The sequence below is a fragment of the Sphingomonas sp. DBB INV C78 genome (assembly GCF_042693015.1).
Taxonomy (GTDB): Bacteria; Pseudomonadota; Alphaproteobacteria; order Sphingomonadales; family Sphingomonadaceae; genus Sphingomonas_E.
The window spans coordinates 2,697,188-2,713,713 of record NZ_CP170544.1 but is presented as its reverse complement, the minus strand read 5'-3'; the positions used below and the strand labels follow the sequence as shown (position 1 = coordinate 2,713,713).

General features: G+C 62.5%; 15 protein-coding genes and 2 tRNA genes. 15 read left to right on the top strand and 2 right to left on the bottom strand.

The genetic code is table 11. The features are described 5' to 3' along the window. Positions 1-18 precede the first annotated feature (18 nt). Entirely contained in the window at positions 19-258 is a 240-nt protein-coding gene (locus tag ACFB49_RS12730) for a helix-turn-helix transcriptional regulator (protein ID WP_380871551.1), read from the top strand. A gap of 98 nt (positions 259-356) precedes the next feature. On the opposite strand, the gene ACFB49_RS12725 is transcribed toward ACFB49_RS12730, so the two are convergent. Both ACFB49_RS12725 and ACFB49_RS12720 read right to left on the bottom strand, forming a co-directional pair. Beyond that, a complete protein-coding gene (locus ACFB49_RS12725; protein WP_380871549.1) occupies positions 357-1,697 on the bottom strand; it encodes a tyrosine-type recombinase/integrase in 1,341 nt (446 codons plus the stop codon). 168 nt (positions 1,698-1,865) lie between these two features. Continuing rightward, positions 1,866-1,955: transfer RNA gene (locus tag ACFB49_RS12720), tRNA-Ser, on the bottom strand. 122 nt (positions 1,956-2,077) lie between these two features. Between ACFB49_RS12720 and hspQ the strand changes: the two genes are divergently transcribed. The 14 genes from hspQ (at position 2,078) to ACFB49_RS12650 (ending at position 16,452) form a co-directional block, all read left to right on the top strand. After that, the gene (gene hspQ / locus ACFB49_RS12715; RefSeq protein ID WP_380871547.1) at positions 2,078-2,458 is read left to right on the top strand and encodes a heat shock protein HspQ; all 381 of its coding nucleotides are present in this window, start codon (positions 2,078-2,080) and stop codon (positions 2,456-2,458) included. Between the two features lie 76 nt (positions 2,459-2,534). After that, entirely contained in the window at positions 2,535-2,903 is a 369-nt protein-coding gene (locus tag ACFB49_RS12710; protein ID WP_380871545.1) for a BlaI/MecI/CopY family transcriptional regulator, read from the top strand. Next, positions 2,900-4,483 (top strand): M56 family metallopeptidase, encoded by a 1,584-nt coding sequence (locus ACFB49_RS12705; protein ID WP_380871543.1) that lies wholly within the window; start codon positions 2,900-2,902, stop codon positions 4,481-4,483. Before ACFB49_RS12710 ends, ACFB49_RS12705 begins: the two co-directional genes overlap by 4 nt. Before the next feature lie 116 nt (positions 4,484-4,599). Next, on the top strand, positions 4,600-6,300 hold the full coding sequence (locus ACFB49_RS12700; protein WP_380871541.1) for an AMP-binding protein: 1,701 nt from the start codon (positions 4,600-4,602) through the stop codon (positions 6,298-6,300). Between the two features lie 31 nt (positions 6,301-6,331). Further along, positions 6,332-6,580 carry an exodeoxyribonuclease VII small subunit gene (locus ACFB49_RS12695; protein ID WP_380871539.1) on the top strand — a complete coding sequence of 83 codons (249 nt, stop codon included), beginning with the start codon at positions 6,332-6,334 and terminating at the stop codon, positions 6,578-6,580. Then, positions 6,570-7,487, top strand: coding sequence for a polyprenyl synthetase family protein (locus ACFB49_RS12690; RefSeq protein ID WP_380871537.1), 918 nt, complete (start codon positions 6,570-6,572; stop codon positions 7,485-7,487). Before ACFB49_RS12695 ends, ACFB49_RS12690 begins: the two co-directional genes overlap by 11 nt. After that, the gene (gene coaD / locus ACFB49_RS12685) at positions 7,487-7,990 is read left to right on the top strand and encodes a pantetheine-phosphate adenylyltransferase (RefSeq protein WP_380871535.1); all 504 of its coding nucleotides are present in this window, start codon (positions 7,487-7,489) and stop codon (positions 7,988-7,990) included. The genes ACFB49_RS12690 and coaD overlap by 1 nt, the downstream gene beginning before the upstream one ends. A gap of 68 nt (positions 7,991-8,058) precedes the next feature. Then, a complete protein-coding gene (locus ACFB49_RS12680; protein WP_380871533.1) occupies positions 8,059-8,757 on the top strand; it encodes a peptidylprolyl isomerase in 699 nt (232 codons plus the stop codon). Between the two features lie 22 nt (positions 8,758-8,779). Then, the gene (gene queA / locus ACFB49_RS12675) at positions 8,780-9,805 is read left to right on the top strand and encodes a tRNA preQ1(34) S-adenosylmethionine ribosyltransferase-isomerase QueA (RefSeq protein WP_380871531.1); all 1,026 of its coding nucleotides are present in this window, start codon (positions 8,780-8,782) and stop codon (positions 9,803-9,805) included. A 39-nt stretch (positions 9,806-9,844) separates the two neighbouring features. Then, a tRNA-Gly gene (locus tag ACFB49_RS12670) sits at positions 9,845-9,918 on the top strand. Positions 9,919-10,115: 197 nt separating this feature from the next. Then, the gene (locus tag ACFB49_RS12665; RefSeq protein ID WP_380871528.1) at positions 10,116-11,312 is read left to right on the top strand and encodes a tyrosine-type recombinase/integrase; all 1,197 of its coding nucleotides are present in this window, start codon (positions 10,116-10,118) and stop codon (positions 11,310-11,312) included. Between the two features lie 466 nt (positions 11,313-11,778). Then, positions 11,779-13,974 (top strand): type I secretion system permease/ATPase, encoded by a 2,196-nt coding sequence (locus tag ACFB49_RS12660; RefSeq protein ID WP_380871526.1) that lies wholly within the window; start codon positions 11,779-11,781, stop codon positions 13,972-13,974. Then, on the top strand, positions 13,971-15,440 hold the full coding sequence (locus tag ACFB49_RS12655; RefSeq protein ID WP_380871525.1) for an HlyD family type I secretion periplasmic adaptor subunit: 1,470 nt from the start codon (positions 13,971-13,973) through the stop codon (positions 15,438-15,440). Before ACFB49_RS12660 ends, ACFB49_RS12655 begins: the two co-directional genes overlap by 4 nt. 244 nt (positions 15,441-15,684) lie before the next feature. Beyond that, positions 15,685-16,452 carry a hypothetical protein gene (locus ACFB49_RS12650; protein WP_380871523.1) on the top strand — a complete coding sequence of 256 codons (768 nt, stop codon included), beginning with the start codon at positions 15,685-15,687 and terminating at the stop codon, positions 16,450-16,452. Positions 16,453-16,526: the final 74 nt, after the last annotated feature.

Below are 16,526 nucleotides of genomic sequence, written 5' to 3'. Positions count from 1 at the left end.
GTTCTCTGGAATTCACGAATGGTTGAGATGTCGAGTGGCGGGGATCGCCTGATCCGCATGCCTGAGGTCTGCCGCCGTGTCGGTCTCGGCAAATCGATGATCTACGAGCTGATCAAGGCGGGCCGGTTTCCGGCGCCGTACAAGATCCCGGCTCCCGACAGCCCCTTGCCGTTCGCCTCGCGCTGGAGTGAAATCGAGGTCGTGGCCTGGATCAATGATGTGAAGGATGGGTTTGAGGGCAAGCGGCGCAAGGTGTGACAGACCACAGGCATCTGCCGCACCTTCCGCGCCGAGATGTTGCTCATCTCGGTCGCGGAAGCGCCGGGGATCCCGCATCCGGGGCCGGACCGTAGAAGCTAATGTGCGGCCGTCCGGACAGGGAACAGGAATTCAGGCCCCACCGGGCGAGGGACGCGTCGCCGGCTGTTTTCCCCAGTGGCTTTGGCTGGCCTGATCGCCAGTTCGACGGGCGCCGGCAGGCCTTCGCACAACATATCGGCCCAGGCTTGAGCGAGTTCCCGTCGGCGAGGCATGTAGGCCGCGCGATTATAGGCACCCTCCACCTTTTCCTTCGGGACATGCGCGAGCATGAGATCGATGACTGCCCGGTCGTGTTCCTTGCCTTCGCGCTCGGCCCATTCGTTCATGATCGTCGAAAAGGCCGCTCTGAACCCATGGGGCACGTGGTGGCCGTGATAGCCTGCCCGGTTGAGAAGGTAGCCAATCGCATTCTCGCTCATTGGGCGATTCCAGAAGCGGCTGCACGGGAACAGAAGGTCGCCCTCGCCGGTGAGCGGCCAAAGAGCACGGAGGACGGCCATTGCCTGAGGTGTGATCGGCACGAGATGGTCACCATGGAGTTCCGCCTTCCGGTCCAGGTCGCCTTTCATTCGCGATGCGGGAATTCGCCAGAGCGGCGATTGGCCGTTGAGATCCTCGAACTCCTCCCAGCGTGCACCGCGCAGTTCGTTTGGGCGTACGGCGGAGAGCGCGAGGAACCGCAGCGCCAGCCGGGTAACTGGTCGCGCAAAATCTCCTTCGGCGTCGATGATCATTTGGCGAAGGCGATTGAGGTCGGTGATGGCCGGTTGGCGGCCTCTTCTGGTTGGCATCAGCACCGTGCCGAGCCTTTCGGCCGGGTCGGTCGAGGCGATGCCCCTGGCGATCGCATAATCGAAGACAGCAGAGATCCGCTGGCGAACGCGCCTTGCTGATTCGATGGCGCCCCTCTTCTCCATCGCCTGCAGCACGCTTAAGATGTTGGGCGGGGTCAGCTCGCTAACGGGAAGCTGGCCGATCTTGGGGAACACGTCGCGTTCCAGACTTCTCATCACATCGGCGGCATGGACCTTGGCCCATTGGCCCTTGGCTCTCGCATGCCAGTCGCGCGCGGCTCGCTCGAATGTGTAGCGGCTGATTTCGAGGTTGGTCTCGATGCTAAGTTTCTTGACGACCATGGGATCGCGCCCATGGTCGAGCAGCTCACGGGCGGCGTCTCGTTTCAGACGGGCTTTGGCGAGACTGACCATGGGGTAGATGCCAAGCGCCATGGACTTCTGCTTGCCGTCATAGGTGTAGCTCCAACGCCACAGCTTTGAGCCATTCGGGTTGACGAGCAGATAGAGGCGAAGGCTGTCAGTAAGCTTGTAGGACTTGGGCCGCGCCTTGGCGGTCCGTACATTTGCATCGGTAAGCACGGGTCATCTCCGGTACCACGTTTTTGAGGTGCCGGTACCACGCGGTCGTACCACGAGCCCTTCGAAAGGTGGCGGACGACTACGGAAGGTGCCGGGCCACAAAGCCTTGGTTTTCTGCGGAAATTGTCCAGATCAGTGGACTGTCGTGGACCCCCGTGGAGGAGCCTCTGGCGGAGAGGGTGGGATTCGAACCCACGGTACAGTTGCCCGTACGCCGCATTTCGAGTGCGGTGCTTTCGACCACTCAGCCACCTCTCCGCTGAAGAACGAGGCCGTTGGAAACGGTGCGTCCGGTCGATGAGGGGCGGCCCTTAGCGGAACGAAACGAGCTTGCCAAGCGTCGTGCTTGCGTCCTGCCCGACAAACCCTAGATTGGGATCATGATGAAGGACATTTCGCTTTCCGTAGATCGTCAGGCGCAGTTGATTGCCCCCGCCGTTACCCACGCCCGTTTCACCATCGGGGACGTCGTCCGGCACCGCCTGCTGGAATTTCGCGGGGTGATCTTCGATGTCGATCCCGTCTTCGCAAATAGCGAGGAATGGTATGAGGCGATTCCCGAAGGGGTTCGCCCGGCGCGTGACCAGCCTTTCTACCACCTGCTCGCCGAGAATGCGGACTCGAGCTACGTCGCTTATGTGAGCCAGCAGAATCTGGAACATGACGGCAGCGACGAGCCGGTCGATCACCCGGCCATCTCCGGCATTTTCGACGACTATGTCGACGGCCGCTACACGCTGCGCCGCGAGCACCGCCACTAAAGACATCCCGCACATCGCGGCTTGACGATTACACTCGTAGTCGAATATGACTACGAGTGTAATCGGAGGGACGCCGATGGTCGAGCGAATCAGCGACGGTGAACATGCCGTCATGGATGTGTTGTGGGAGGAGTCGCCGCTGACCGCGGCCGAAGTCGCCGAGCGGATCGATTGCGCCCGCGGCTGGAGCGATCGCACGGTCAAGACGATGCTGGCCCGGCTGCTGGCCAAGGGCGTGCTCGCACATGAAGAGGATGGCCGCCGCTATCTCTATCGCCCGCTGGTCGAGCGTGCGGATTATGCCGCCCGCGAATCGCGCCGCCTGATCGATCGCCTGTTCGGCGGCCGCGCCGCGCCGCTCGTCGCGCATCTGGCCGAACAGGACCAGCTTACGCCCGACGACATTGCCGAGATCGAGGCGCTGCTGAAGGCGCTCAAGCAATGAGCGCCGCCTGGATCGCTGAGAACCTCGTCGCGTCGGCATTGCTGATGGGCGTGGTCCTGCTCGTGCGCGGGCGCGTCGCCACCGCTTTTGGCGCGCGGGTCGCATATATGCTGTGGGCGCTGCCGGTGCTGAGGCTGGTGATGCCGCCCTTGCCCGAAGCCGCTCAGCCGGTGGTGGCGCATGTGCCCATCCGGATCGATCTTTCCGGGCTGGAGCAGGCCGCGGCCGCCTTCCCGGCTTCGGGCGGCGGGTCGGAAGCCCTGGCCTCTTCGGGGCCGGACTGGTTTGCGATCGCGCTGGCTGTCTGGCTGGGCGGCGCCGCGCTCCATTTCGGCTGGCAGATCGGCATCTACCGTCATTTCCTGAAGATGGCGCTTAGGGGTTCCGCCTTCCTGTGCCGGCGCTGCGGCATTGCCGTGCATATGAGCGCGGGCGTGGACGGCCCGGTGGCGGCCGGAATCCTGCGCCGCCACATCCTGCTGCCCGGCGATTTCCGCCAGCGTTATACGCGGCAGGAGCAGCGGCTGGTGCTCGCCCATGAAGTCGCGCATCACGTCCGCGGCGACCTGATCGCGAACATCGCCGCGCTCGCATTGCTTTCACTGCATTGGTTCAACCCGCTCGCGCACATCGCCTATCGCGCCTTCCGCGCCGATCAGGAACTGGCCTGCGACGAAACGGTGCTCGCTGCCGAACCGGCGGGGGAGCACCATGCCTATGCCACCGCGCTCGTGAAATCGGCTGTCGGGGCCACCCCTGCCGCCGCCTGCGCGCTCGGCGCTGCCCGCATCAAGAGGAGATTGAGGATGATGGCCACGATCAAGACTGGTCGCGTGCGGCGCATGGCGGGCTCGGCGTTGGCCGGCGCGCTGGTGGGCGCGGGCCTGGTGCTCACCGCGTCGGGCGGGATCGCGGCGAAGACGGGCCTCGAAATCCCCCGGCTCGCTGCGGTCGATCCGGTGACGGCGCCGGCGCCAGTGCCGGCGGTCAAGCCGGTGCCGGTCGTCGCCTCGGTGGTCGCGCCCGACGCATCCTCGATTGCCGAGCCGGCCGATGCTCCGGTGCCGCCAATGGCCCCCGTCGCACCGACGCCGGTCGTTGCCTCCGATCCCGAAACGGTCGCCCAGAATGCCGAACTTGCCCGCGAACGGGCGGCAGAGGCGCGGGAGCGGGCGGCGGAAGCGCGCGCCGAAGCTCGCGAACGTGCGGCCGAAGCGCGCGAGATCGAGCGCGAGGCACGCCAGGCCCAGCGGGAGGCGATGCGCGAAGTTGCCGATATGGATATCGAAGGCCAGGTGCGCGCCGCCATGGCGGAGGCCCGCGCCGATCTGGAGCGCGAATGCGGCAATCGGCCGGGCGCGAAGCGCGTCTCCGCCAGCATGGACCATGGCCAGGCGATGGCGGTGCTCGCGAGCAACTGTGTCGATGTCCGTGCGATCCGTGCAGAGGTCGCCGATGCGCTGCGCGAGGCGCGCGACGACATCCGCCGTTCGGATCTGACGTCGGATCAGCGCCGTCGGGCGACCGCGGCGCTGGATGCCGAGATCGCGAAGCTCCGCCGTGACGGCTATACCGATTGATCGACGGGAATGCTTGTGCCCTGCGGGGCGGGTGGAGATAAGCATTTGAGCTGTAATGCCTCTTCGCCGGGACGCGCGGATTTGCATCTCTGAAACCTCCAGTTTACGTAAGCGTAATGGTTGATCCGGCTTCCGTCTGGCGCACCGCCTATCGCCATCCTGTGGCGTGGGATGCGCACTATCCGTCCATGAGCCTGCCCGAAATGTTCGCGGCTTCGGCCGCGCAATGGCCGGATCGTCCGCTGATCGACTTTATGGGCCGTAAATATAGCTATGCGGAAACCCTTGCCGGCGTGCGCCGCGTCGCCGCCGGCCTTGCTGCGCTCGGGGTAGGGAAGGGGGACCGTGTCGGCCTGTTCCTGCCCAACGTGCCCCATTATGTCGCGGCTTATTATGGCGCGCTGGCGGCCGGCGCCACGATCGTCAATTTCTCTCCGCTCTATACCGTCGATGAGCTTGCCCATCAGGTCGAGGATTCGGGGACGAAGATCCTCTTCACCTTGTCGGCCTCGGCGCTGCTGCCGACCGCGCTGGAGGTGATGGAGAAGACGGGGCTGGAGCGGCTGGTGGTGGGATCGGTGGCGGGCGCATTGCCCGCGACCAAATCGCTCTTCTACCGCCTGTTCCGCGGCAAGGAGGTCACGCCGCGGCCGCATGATCCGCGGATCATCGCTTTCTCGAAGCTGATCCATAATGACGGCAAGGCGCCGGACGTGACGATCGATCCGGATCGCGACGTCGCCATGCTGCAATATACCGGCGGCACCACGGGCACGCCGAAGGGCGCGAAGCTCAGCCATCAGGCGATGACCGCCAATGCCCGCCAGATCGTCGCCATCGATCCGCGCCATGAGGATGTGGACCGGATCATCGGTGTGCTGCCGCTATTCCACATCTTCGCCAATGCGACAGTGCTCAACCGCACCGTGCTCAATGGTGGGGAGATGGTGCTGCTGCCGCGCTTCGATGCGGGGCAGACCTTGGCCGCGCTCGCGCGGACGCACGCGACTTCGTTGCCGGGGGTGCCGACCATGTATCGCGCGCTGCTCGATCATCCCAAGACGGCGCGGACCAATTTCTCCTCGCTGCGCATCTGTATTTCGGGCGGGGCGCCGCTGCCGCAGGAGCTCAAGACCCGGTTCGAGGACGTGACGGGCGCGCGGCTGTGCGAAGGCTATGGCCTGACGGAAAGCGGCATCGTCAGCGCAAATCCCTATGAAGGCGAAAATCGCACCGGCACGATCGGCCAGCCCTTGCCTGCGACCACCTTTCGCCTGGTCGATCGCGAAGATCCCCATCGCCCCGCCGCCGATGGCGAGCCGGGCGAGATTGTGATTCACGGTCCTCAGATCATGATGGGATACTGGAACCGGCCGGATGCCGATGCCGACATCTTCGTCGATGGCGGCTTGCGCACGGGCGATGTCGGGCTGATCGACGCCGACGGCTATATCCGCATCGTCGATCGGTTGAAGGACATGATCGCGGTCGGCGGGTTCAAGGTCTTCCCCAGCCAGGTCGAAGCCGTGCTCTATCGCCATCCAGCGGTGAAGGAGGCGCTGGTGATCGGCATTCCCGATCCCTATCGCGGCGAAAGCCCGAAGGCGTTCGTCACGCTCCAGGAAGGCGCGCAGGTCTCGGGCGAGGAGCTTCGCGCTTGGCTCAACCCCCAACTCGGCAAGCATGAACGCGTGGTCGAAGTGGAAATCCGTCTCAACCTCCCCAAGACGCTGATCGGCAAGCTCAGCCGCAAGGAACTGGTGGCAGAGGAAGCCGCCAAGGCCGCCGCCGCGCCGGTATCGACAAGCGCGGCTTGACCCCCGCCTTCCCGCCCGCCACAAGCCGGGCATGGGGCAGGATGAAGACACCATTTCCGAACTCTCGTTCGAGGACGCGCTGAAGCGGTTGGAGGCGATCGTGCAGCGGCTGGAAAGCGGCGAGGAGCCGCTCGAAAGTTCGATCAAGCTTTATGCCGAAGGCGATGCGCTCCGCGCCCAGTGCGAAAAGAGGCTCAAGGATGCGCAGGCGCGGATCGAGAAGATCGGGTTGGGTGCGGACGGCCGCCCGGCGGGCGCAACGACCTTCGATGCCGGCTGATGATGGCGTGATTGCTCCGCCGGTCGAACTCCGGGCGGCGATGGAGCAGGTGGCGGTTGAGGTCGACCGCCACTTCGATCTGCTGCTGGAAGTGCCGGATGATGCGCGGCGCTCGCTCTATGCTGCGATGCGCCACGCCGCGATCGGTGGCGGCAAGCGGCTGCGGCCGCTGCTCGTCTGTGCGGCCTGCGATCTTTTCCATGTCGATCGCCAGGCGGCGATGCGCGTCGCCACTGCGATCGAATGCATCCACGTCTATTCGCTGGTCCATGACGATCTGCCCTGCATGGACGATGACGATGTCCGCCGCGGCAAGCCGACCGTCCACAAGGCGTTCGACGAAGCGACAGCCGTGCTCGCCGGTGACTCGCTTCACGCAATCGCGTTCGAGTTGCTGGCCGAAGAGGCGACGCATTCTGATCCGTTCGTCCGGATCGAGCTTGTCGCCGAACTCGCCCGCGCCGCGGGGCCGGCCGGCATGGCGGGCGGGCAGGCGATGGACCTCGCCGCCGAAACCGAAAGCTTCGACCTGCCGACCGTCACCAAGCTCCAGCAGCTCAAGACTGGCGCGCTGATCGGCTTCTGCCTCGAAGCCGGGGCGATCATGGGCCGGGTGCCGCCGGAAGGGCGGGGGCGCCTGCGCAACTATGCGCGCGACATCGGCCTCGCCTTCCAGATCGCTGACGATCTCCTCGATGTGGAGGGTGATCCAGAGGCGACCGGCAAGGCGGTGGGCAAGGATGCCGCTGCGGGCAAGGCGACCTTCGTCTCGCTGCTCGGGCAGGATCGGGCGCGGCAGCAGGCGGAAATCCTGGTCGAACAGGCGATCGCGCATCTCGCCAGCTTTGGCGAGGAAGCCGATCTGCTGCGTGCCGTTGCCGCCTACATCATTGAAAGGGACCGTTGATGGCGCGCGTCGGCGTCTATCCTGGCACGTTCGATCCGGTCACGCTCGGCCATATCGACATCATCCGTCGCGGCGCCAAGCTGGTTGATCGGCTGGTTGTCGGCCTGTCCACCAATCCGGCCAAGACGCCGATGTTTTCGATTCCGGAGCGGCTGGCGATGATCCGCCGCGAAGTTGCCGCGATCCCCGGCGATATCGAGGTGGTGACGTTCGATTCGCTGCTGATGGACTTCGCCGACCGTGAAGGCGCACGGGTCATCGTGCGCGGGCTGCGGGCCGTCTCCGATTTCGAGTATGAATATCAGATGGCGGGTATGAACCAGCAGCTCAACGATCGGGTGGAGACGGTCTTCCTGATGGCGGACGTCGGCCTGCAGCCGATCGCGTCGCGGCTGGTGAAGGAAATCGCGCTCTATGGCGGCGCGATCGACAAGTTCGTGCCGGCTGCCGTCGCACTTGAAGTGCAGGCGCGGGTGGCCGAAATCGGGGTGAAGGGCGCCTGATCATTCAGGTGCGGGAAATGGGGTTCGGGGCAAAGGCGCGGGCCGCCCCGTCGGGAGATGAAGTGTCGATGCGTTTGAAGCTGTTGGTGGCCGCGGTCTCGGGCCTGTTCGCATTCCATCCCGCCATCGCGCAGGATGCCGCGCCGGCGGCGCCAGCGGCGCCGGTGGTTGCGCCCGCGCCGCAGATCGATCCGGCCAACGTGCTCGATCTGGAGCTGTCGACCGGCGGCACCGTCAAGATCCTGCTCCGCCCCGACAAGGCGCCCCATAATGTGGAGCGGATTCGTACGCTCGCCAACAAGGGCTTTTATGACGGCCTTGCCTTCCATCGCGTGATCGAAGGCTTCATGGCCCAGGGCGGCGATCCCAAGGGCGACGGCAGCGGCGGTTCGGAGCTGCCGGACCTCAAGGCCGAGTTCAACGATCTGCCCCACGTCCGCGGCGTGATGTCGATGGCCCGGTCGGAGTCTGAGGACAGCGCCAACAGCCAATTCTTCATCATGCTGTCGCCCAATCTGCGGCTCGACGGCAAATATACCGCAATCGGCCGCGTGATCTCCGGCATGCAATATGTCGATGCGATCGAGAAGGGCGAACCGCCGGCCAATCCGACGAAGATCGTCCGCATCCGCACCGAAGCGCTGGAGCCGACGATGCCGGTGGCCGTGGCGGCTACCCCCGCGGCCCCGGCCGAGGACGAGGTCGGCAAGCAGGCGGTGGAAAGCGTGCTTCGCGGCGATCTCAAGGAAGAAAAGCCGAAGAAATAGGCCGCGGTCTGGAAGGACCGGCATGCGCGTCGACCTGTTCGATTTCGATCTTCCGCCCGAGCGGATAGCCCTGCGTCCCGCCAGCCCGCGCGATGCGGCGCGGATGCTGGTGCTGGATGGTGCCGGGCTGGCCGATCGCGTCGTCCGCGACCTGCCGGATATCCTGCGTCCCGGCGACACTCTGGTGTTCAACGATACTCGCGTCATCCCCGCCCAGCTTGAAGGGCGGCGGGGCGAGGCGCGGATCGGCGCGACCCTCCACAAGCGCGAAGGGCCGCGCGCCTGGCGGGCCTTCGTCCGCAACGCCAAGCGCCTGCGCGATGGCGACCAAGTGGAGTTCGGCGCGGGCGTCACCGCCATTGCCGCCGGCCGTGGCGATGACGGTTCTGTCCTCCTGGAATTCGAAGGCGACGAGCCTGTCGAACTGCTGCTGGAACGCGCCGGCCGCATGCCGCTGCCGCCTTATATTGCCGGCAAGCGCGCGGCGGACGAGCGCGACCAGCAGGATTATCAGACGATGTTCGCGGCCGAGCCGGGTGCGGTCGCCGCCCCGACCGCCGCGCTCCACTTCACGCCCGGCCTGCTGGAAGCGCTGGAGGCACGTGGCGTCGGCCATGTCACGCTGACGCTCCATGTCGGCGCCGGCACCTTCCTGCCGGTCAAGGCCGACGATACCGACGATCACCGGATGCACGCCGAATATGGCCGCATCGACGCCGCCACCGCCGATCGGCTGAATGCCGTCCGCGCCGGCGGCGGCCGGGTGATCGCGGTCGGCACCACCTCGCTCCGTCTGATCGAAAGCGCTGCGGGCGAGGACAATGTGATCCGCCCCTTCGACGGCGACACCGCGATCTTCATCACCCCCGGCTACCGCTTCCGCGGGATCGACGGGCTGATGACCAACTTCCATCTGCCGAAATCGACATTGTTCATGCTGGTATCGGCGCTGATGGGGCGCGATCGGATGCAGGCGGCTTATGCCCACGCCATCGCCAGCGGCTATCGCTTCTATTCCTATGGCGACGCCAGCCTGCTTATCCCCTGATTGCCAAGCGCGCTTGGTCACGCTATCCGGCGGGCACAGGCGGGTATGATGTAATGGTAGCCTGTCAGCTTCCCATGCTGAACGCGCGGGTTCGATTCCCGCTACCCGCTCCAATTCTCAGACCGCCGCCGTCCACTGGCGTCTTTGCAAGCCGCAGAAATCAGGGATATTTTACCGGCAACTGACCGCTGGAGATCGCGTGCATTTGCCCGCAGCCAGGCGAAATGGGGGCCTTTTGGGGGCCTCGTTCCATCGGTCGATTTGTCGAGGCCCCCAAAATGGGGGTTCGCTGCTGGAAGGGTTTGAGAAAGTGGCACTTACTGACGCGGCCGTCCGGAATGCCAAGCCGCGTACGAAGGCGTACAAATTGGCAGATGGCGGTGGATTGTATCTTCAGATCCAGCCGAGCGGCGGAAAGTTGTGGCGGCTGAAATATCGAGTCGATGGCAGGGAGAAAAAGCTCAGCATCGGTCTCTATCCCGATGTCGGTTTGAGTGAGGCTAGACGAAGGCGAGAGGCGGCGAGGGAGCAGCTAGCCTCGGGCCAAGACCCTTCTCGAGAAAAGCAGAAGGAGCGGTTGCGGGCCCAAGCGATGGCCGCCTGCACCTTCTCCCTTGTGGCGGCGGAATATTGTGAAAAGCGCAAGCAGGACGGTCACAAGCCTTGGGCGTCTGCAACGGTTATTCGCAGTGAGTATCTTCTCAGCCTGCTGTCCCGATCGATCGGACGGTTGCCGATCACAGACATCGGGCCTGCAGATGTTCTCGCAGCCGTTCGTCGAATCGAGCGAAAAGGCAATCTGGAGAGCGCTCGTCGCACGTTGCAGTTGGCCAGCGCGGTGTTCCGCTATGCGGTCGCTACTGCGCGACTGGGATCCGATCCGACTCGTGACCTGCGCGGGGCATTAGCTTCGCCCAAGGTAAAGCACTATGGCGCCGTCACTGAAGCGAGCCGCGTGGGCGAACTTCTCCGGGCGATCGACGGCTATCAGGGCTTCGGTATCACGAAACAGGCGCTACAAATTGCGGCGCACGTCTTCGTCCGGCCTGGCGAATTGCGCCACGCTGAATGGAGTGAGCTGGATTTATCCGCGGGCGTCTGGACGATCCCGGCGGAGAAAATGAAGATGCGGAGGCCCCATCATGTTCCTCTGTCGTGTCAATCGATTGAGTTGTTCAGGGAGATGCGGAGCATAACTGGGCCGGCCGGTTATGTTTTTCCGTCAGTCCGCACCCGCTCACGTCCGATGAGCGAGAACACCATGAATGCCTGCTTGAGGCGGCTTGGCTACGCCAGCGACGAAATGACAGGACACGGCTTTCGCGCCATGGCCAGTACCTTGTTAAATGAGTCTGGCAAATGGTCGCCGGATGCAATCGAGAGGGCGCTCGCCCATGGTGATCGAGACAAGGTTCGTGCAGCCTATCACCGAGGCGCTCACTGGAACGAGCGGGTGGAGATGGCCCAATGGTGGTCGGATTATCTCGATGAGTTGCGCGCGGCCTAGCCGCGCGCTGTGGTAACTGCGCATGCGTCACTGTCTGTGTCCCAGATGATTTCCCTCCAACCGGACGCGGCCGAAATCTCTCGTCAAATGCTCGACAGACAACGGTGTGTGAAACCCTCGGACCAGGCAAGCCAATCGTCTGTGCTCCATATGGAGGCGAAATGGTGTGTAGGGAGCGGTCGCAGCCGCGACCGGCAATCTAAATCGCCCATCTTGAGTACGCGACTTGTGCCTTTCTCCAAAAGCAACACTCAATTTTGGCCAAATCACTCAAACGAAGCTTGTTTTATCGTTTCGATAGAGAAATAATCGCTTTTGTTTCGCAGTCGGGTTGATACCTAGGACATGCTATCGGGGGGTATGCGAATTTGTTGGCGCGCGTGCCTCCCGGGGAGCTTGTCTTTCCCGGAGAGTGGCTTGAAGCGACTTGCGTTCGATGGTCGGCTGACCATCCTTGTTAGTTCCAATGGCTGACACAAGCCAGGCGGCATCGTCGTCAACGCTGCACGCGGCAGAGCGCGGCGTGGCTTTTCTTGCTGGCGATTCTGGGTTGGCATGCTTCGTCCTCCTCGCGAAATTTCTAGGCGTGCCAGCGGACCCCCAGCAGATCGCGCACGATCGAGGCAAGGGAGATGCTGCCTACACATTTGAGGATCTCGCGCGAATCGCCAAGCGACTTGGGCTCGTTGCGCGGTTGCGTACCGCAGGCCCGTCGGAATTGCAGAAGCTGCCTCTCCCGGCGCTGGCGCGCTGTCGCGATGATGAGACCATCATCCTGCTTAAGCTTGAGGATGATGGAGAGGCGCCTCGGGCGCTCGTTCAACGGGCGGACTCGCCGAGGCCTGAGATCTGGACCCAGGACGAGGTTGCGGATCGCCTCTCAGGTCACGTGATGCTGATGACCTCGCGTGAGCAGATAGCGGGTGAAGGTCGCCCGTTCGATATCAGCTGGTTCATTCCCGCGCTGGTCAAATATCGAAAGCCTCTGCGGGACGTCCTGATCGCATCCTTCTTCCTCCAGCTCATGGGGCTGGTGTCGCCCATCTTCTTCCAGCTCGTGATCGACAAGGTGCTGGTGCATCATTCGATGTCGACGCTTGACGTGCTTGCCATCGGCCTCACCGTCATCCTTCTCTGGGAGACGATCCTCTCGGGGCTACGGAACTGGTTGTTCGCCCACAGCACCAACCGGGTCGACGCCGAGCTTTCGGCGACCATGTTTCGTCATCTCTTGAACCTGCCGCTTTCTTATTTTGAGGCGAGGCGAGTGGGTGACAGCGTTGCGCGGGTGCGTGAACTCGAGCGCATTCGAGAGTTCCTGACGTCGAATGCGGTCACGGTAGTGCTCGACCTGTTCTTCACCGTCATCTTTTTCGTGGTGATGTATCTCTACAGCCCGATGCTGACGCTGATCGTGGCGCTCTCCATCCCCCTCTATGCCCTTATTTCGATCATGATCACGCCTACGCTTCGCAGCCGGCTGGACGAGAAATTCCGTCGCGGTGCCGAGAATCAGGCCTTCCTGGTCGAAAGCATCACCGGCATCGGCACGTTGAAAGCAATGGCCGTCGAGCCGCAGATGCGCGACAAATGGGAAAAGCAGTTTGCCGGTTATACCAATACCGGCTTTTCGGTGGCGACGCTGTCGAACTGGGGCAGCCACCTCATCCAGGCAGTGTCGAAGCTGACGACTGTCGCGATCCTCTATTTTGGAGCGCGCGCCGTGATCGCTGGCGACCTGACCGTTGGCGCACTGGTAGCTTTCAATATGATGCAGGGGCGGGTGGCTGCCCCTATCCTACGGCTTTCCCAGCTGTGGCAGGATTTTCAGCAGGTCCGGATCTCCGTCGATCGTTTGGGTGACGTACTCAATACCCCGGCCGAGCCGGAGCATAATCCCAATCGCGCGAGCCTGCCCCAAATCAAGGGCAGGATCGAGTTCGATAAAGTGCGCTTCCGCTACCGGCCCGACGCGCCTGAAGCGCTGCGCGGTATGGCACTGGATATCGCGCCGGGCGAGGTGCTCGGCATCGTCGGCCCGTCGGGCTCGGGCAAGTCGACCCTCACCAAACTGGTCCAGCGTCTCTACACGCCTGAGCAGGGCCGTGTGCTCGTCGATGGCGTCGATCTCTCGTTGGTCGACCCCGCGTGGCTACGTCGTCAGATCGGTGTGGTTTTGCAGGAAAACATCCTGTTCAATCGGTCGGTTCGCGACAATATCGCGCTCGCCGATCCCACGCTCTCCATGGATGCGGTGATTGCTGCAGCGACCCTGGCCGGTGCTCATGATTTCATTCTTCAGCTTTCCCAAGGTTATGACACAATCATAGACGAGCGGGGCTCCAACCTCTCCGGTGGCCAGCGCCAGCGGATTGCGATCGCGCGCGCGCTTGTCGGAAACCCCAGGATCCTGATCCTGGACGAGGCGACGTCGGCGCTCGATGCGGAGAGCGAAGAGATCGTCCAACGCAATCTCCAGAAAATCACGAACGGCCGAACCGTCCTGATCATTGCCCATCGCCTCTCGGCCGTCCGGCAGTGCGACCGGATCGTGACCGTCGAGGCGGGTGAGATCACAGAGGAGGGCCGTCATGAGACACTCGTCCGTAGTGGCGGGCGCTATGCCCAGCTCTATGCCAAGCAGATGGGGGTCGCAGCATGAGTGTCGCTGCGGCATTTTTGGAGCGTTTTCCGGCGACGGCGCATCATCTTTCCGTCCTTCGAGAAGCGTGGCGAGCGCAGAATGTGGCCGACACGATCCGCCGCCCCATGAGCGATCATGAGTTTTTGCCCGCAGCCCTCGAGATCATGGAGAGGCCGCCGAGCCCGGGGCTGCGCTGGCTGTTGCTGACGCTATGCAGTCTGTTTGCCATTGCCATCCTGTGGTCGATCATCGGCAAAGTCGACATGGTGGCCGTGGCAACGGGCAAGGTCATCCCTTCGGCCAACGTCAAACTCATCCAGCCGATCGAGATCGGTTCCGTCCGCGCGATCCATGTGAGGAACGGCCAGCACGTAAAGAAGGGGCAGCTTCTCATCGAACTGGACCCAACGCTTGCCGGTGCGGACGAGGCCCAGGCTGCGCAGGGACTGCTTTCCGCGCGGCTCGTCGAAGCCAGAAATGATGCCCTGTTGGCCCACCTCCGGGGCGAGTTGGCAAAGTTCAACGCGCCGCCCGGGACCACGCCTGAAATTGCCGAGACACAGGCGCAATTCGTTCGCACATCCATAGCAGAATATGAGGCGGAAAGGGCTTCACTATCCCAAAGCAGGGCCGAGCAGGAGGCCGAGCTTACGGGGGCGCGGGCCGAGATCATCAAGCTGAGGCAGACGCTGCCGCTCGTCGACCAGCAGTTGAGCGCGCGACGGGAGCTCGCTGAAAAAGGGTATTTCTCAAGGCTCAAGATGCTTGAATATGAGCAGCTCCGTCTTGAACATGTGCAAAATATCCAGGTGCAGGAGAGCGAGGCCGCCAAGGCCCGGGCGGCGATCCTTAATCTCGATGCTCAGCTGGCGCGTCTTCGGGAAACATTCGGTCGAACCGCGGTGACTGAACTCGCGGAGGCTGAGGACAAATCGAGCCTGGCTGCCGAAGAGCTGCGCAAGTCCGCCCGCCGTCGCGAGTTTCAGCAACTGCGCTCGCCGGTCGACGGCACCGTGCAGCAGCTCGCGGTCAACACGGTTGGTGGCGTTGTCCAACCTGCTCAGCCGATGATGGTAATCGTCCCCGACGACAGCGCCATCGAGGTGGAGGCGCAGATCCTCAACAAGGATATCGGTTTCGTCCGGGAAGGTCAGCCCGTGCGTGTGAAACTGGAAGCGTTTCCGTTCACAGATTATGGCCTGATCGAAGGTGTGGTCGACAGCATAAGCCGCGACGCCATTGAGCAGGGTCAGTCGGCGAACGGTGCCGCACGGGACTCAAACGGAAGGCCATCACCGACCGGCTTGATTTACGCGGCTCGCATAAAGCTCAATCGGCGCACCATTAGGATTGCCGGACGACAGCAGCCGATCGGACCCGGTCTTGCCGTCCAGGCAGAGATCAAGACGGGCGAGCGCCGGATCATGCGGTATTTGCTCTCGCCAATAGCCAAGAATCTCGATGAAGCTGGAAAGGAGCGTTGACAGCTATGTCACGTCGCAACGTGGAGATCACGCTTTCCAGCGGCGCAATCCAAAGGTCGGCTCGGATTTCTCCCTCAGTCCCGCTCCGGATGTGCAAGCATGATAACTGTCACCGCTTGTTCTGCTCGGACCATAGTCTTAGGAATGAAGGATCAAGCTCCAAGCCAAACATTGATAGTGCCCTTACGAATTTGTCGCCATCAGATGATTTGTTATACTCGACTGCAAAGAATTGGAGCGAAAAGTGAAAATATTGCACAATTCTGGAGCTGTCGTTTCCATACCGATATTACTCGCATCGCTTAATGGGTGCGCGACGGACGAATATGCGGGCATCGCTTTAAGTGACGGCGCCATGAACCCCGCGCTTAGTGAGCTTGCACGGCGGGCGCAAGGCGGCAGCCAGCGGGCTCAGTTCGAATTAGGGCTCATGTATGAACTGGGCGACGGTGTAGAGCTAGATCAAGGCCGCGCCCGACAGTTATATCTTGCCGCAGGGGCAAGTCGTGGTGGTTCTACCTTAATTCACGTCCCACGGGGAGCGAGGAAGTCCCCGTCGGCAAATCCTCTATATAGCGGTTCCGAAAAAAGCGGAATTCCAGAGGCGAAGGTACGGCTCCAGAAAATCGACCGACAAGGTATTCTTTCAGCCCGCAAAATGGAGGTGACTGGGACGTTCACAAAGATTGAAGACGATTCCCCAGATATTTGTCCGATAATCCGTCGAGAACTAGGAGATGTGTTTCATCTTGAGAAAGATAGTCTCTGTGTTTCAGAGGCCTACAGAGAAGCGGCGACTAAGAGAATATTTTATACCGTTCAATATACCGATGAATTTGGAGAAAATACAGAAGCATCGGCCATCGATCCAGACGGAATATACGAACCAAAATACTCTTTTCGTTTTTATGATCTAGGGCGTGAGCAGGGAAGGTACTTATACATATCCTTTGAAAGACGAGGAATGCCAAGGATAGATATTATTATCCGGCGGTTGGAAATCGAAGACTGATTAAGTCGATCGGATTCGCGGTTATAATTATCAGATTGATTGGCAGAGGATTACCATGACCACTCCCACTCCCA

Excerpts from the sequence above, each read along its gene's own strand:
- ACFB49_RS12730 (WP_380871551.1), top strand. The coding sequence starts at position 19 with ATGGTTGAGATGTCGAGTGGCGGGGATCGCCTGATCCGCATGCCTGAG.
- hspQ (WP_380871547.1), top strand. The coding sequence starts at position 2,078 with ATGATGAAGGACATTTCGCTTTCCGTAGATCGTCAGGCGCAGTTGATT.
- ACFB49_RS12710 (WP_380871545.1), top strand. The coding sequence starts at position 2,535 with ATGGTCGAGCGAATCAGCGACGGTGAACATGCCGTCATGGATGTGTTG.
- ACFB49_RS12705 (WP_380871543.1), top strand. The coding sequence starts at position 2,900 with ATGAGCGCCGCCTGGATCGCTGAGAACCTCGTCGCGTCGGCATTGCTG.
- ACFB49_RS12700 (WP_380871541.1), top strand. The coding sequence starts at position 4,600 with ATGGTTGATCCGGCTTCCGTCTGGCGCACCGCCTATCGCCATCCTGTG.
- ACFB49_RS12695 (WP_380871539.1), top strand. The coding sequence starts at position 6,332 with ATGGGGCAGGATGAAGACACCATTTCCGAACTCTCGTTCGAGGACGCG.
- ACFB49_RS12690 (WP_380871537.1), top strand. The coding sequence starts at position 6,570 with ATGCCGGCTGATGATGGCGTGATTGCTCCGCCGGTCGAACTCCGGGCG.
- coaD (WP_380871535.1), top strand. The coding sequence starts at position 7,487 with ATGGCGCGCGTCGGCGTCTATCCTGGCACGTTCGATCCGGTCACGCTC.
- ACFB49_RS12680 (WP_380871533.1), top strand. The coding sequence starts at position 8,059 with ATGCGTTTGAAGCTGTTGGTGGCCGCGGTCTCGGGCCTGTTCGCATTC.
- queA (WP_380871531.1), top strand. The coding sequence starts at position 8,780 with ATGCGCGTCGACCTGTTCGATTTCGATCTTCCGCCCGAGCGGATAGCC.
- ACFB49_RS12660 (WP_380871526.1), top strand. The coding sequence starts at position 11,779 with ATGGCTGACACAAGCCAGGCGGCATCGTCGTCAACGCTGCACGCGGCA.
- ACFB49_RS12655 (WP_380871525.1), top strand. The coding sequence starts at position 13,971 with ATGAGTGTCGCTGCGGCATTTTTGGAGCGTTTTCCGGCGACGGCGCAT.